General features: G+C 71.6%; 1 protein-coding gene and 1 pseudogene. Both read left to right on the top strand.

Features of this window, described 5'->3' with window-relative positions; translation table 11 throughout:
* Positions 1 to 973, top strand: a pseudogene (locus ACT6Y9_RS10995) (hypothetical protein); the annotation flags it as partial.
* Positions 970 to 1,104, top strand: a complete 135-nt coding sequence (locus tag ACT6Y9_RS10990; RefSeq protein ID WP_443744559.1) for a hypothetical protein — start codon at positions 970 to 972, stop codon at positions 1,102 to 1,104. The pseudogene ACT6Y9_RS10995 and the gene ACT6Y9_RS10990, both read left to right, overlap by 4 nt.
* Positions 1,105 to 1,290: the final 186 nt, after the last annotated feature.

Raw genomic sequence — 1,290 nt, 5'->3', positions numbered from 1 at the left:
GGAGGCGCAGAGGCGCCGCACCGCCCGGGCCTTGGGGCTCACGGGCCTTCCGCCCCGGGCGGGGCTCATGCGGCGCATCTTCATGGACGCCCTCACGGCGGGACTCATCCGCGTCGTAGACCGGCGCACCGACATGAAGCGCTTTGAGGACGCCGGGGCGCCGAAGAGCGCGGGGTCCGCTCCGCGCCCGCGGCTCTGGGTGACGGCGGACGGCGCGCACCTCGAGTGGCCCAAGGCCGCGCGGATCCTCTCCGACGCGATGGCGGGCGAATTCGAGGCGGTGGCGCCCGCCCAAGAGCTCTACGACTCCGACTTTCCCGGAGACCCCGAATTCCCGGAGGCGCTCCTCGATGCGTTTGCGGCCGACGGCATGCTCGAAGCCGGCCACCCGGGCTTCGCGGTGCCGGTGGACCTTCCCGACGGACCGACGTCGGTCGTGCGCCTGCGGCCCGGGGTCGAACTCGAGGCGGCGCTCACCTTTGCCCTCAACGCCATCGATCCCCCGCATGTGGCGCCGGGCGAACCCGCGCCGGGCCCGCGCGCGCCGCAGCCACTCAGCTGGGTGATGGTGCGCCCGGGCGAGGCGGGGTGCGGCTTCACCGAGAACCTCACGGCCCGAAAGGAGCCCGGATCGTTCATCGCGCAGACCGAGTCGCCCGCAAGCCGCTTTGAGTGGCGCCTCAGTCTTCCCGACGGAACCCCGCAGGCCGCATGCGCGGTGCTCGCGTCGGTCGAGAAGGCGCTCACCCGCGAGGAGAACCCCGAAGGGTTCGCCGTGAAGACGGGGCTCTTCATCCCCGAGCGGCTTTTGGGCGAAGAGCGCGCGGAGCTACTCGGTTCGCTCCTCCTCGATTCGGACCTTTTCGAACCCGCTCCGGCGGCCCTCATCCCGACGATCCTGCGGCGCGCGCGCCCTGCGGGGATCTGCCCGAAGGGGTCGACCTGCGTACGACAAACGACAGCGGTGCCTTGACCACGGGCGTCGTTGTGCGCCGCGAATGGGCCGAGGCCGGCATTCGCTGGGGCGACGGGCGGTTCGAGCCCCGGCCGCATCCGAAGGCCGGCTGGCGAATGTGCGATCTGCCGGGCGGCGGCGCACTTTGAGTCCCGCTTTTCTTGAATTCCTTTTGACTTTTCTTTGGAGACGCAAAACATGACGAAGAAGATCCGGGGTCCGGGCGCCGGAGGCTGGCGCGACCGGGCCCGCGACACGGCGGAGGCTTCCGCGCAAAGCCTCGCCCTCTGGCGGCCCGCCTGGGAGGTGAGGCCGGCGGTGCTGGGCGGGTGCGC

The sequence above is a fragment of the Sutterella sp. genome (assembly GCF_052272535.1).
GTDB lineage: Bacteria > Pseudomonadota > Gammaproteobacteria > Burkholderiales > Burkholderiaceae_F > Sutterella.
This window is presented reverse-complemented; position numbering and strand designations above follow the sequence as displayed.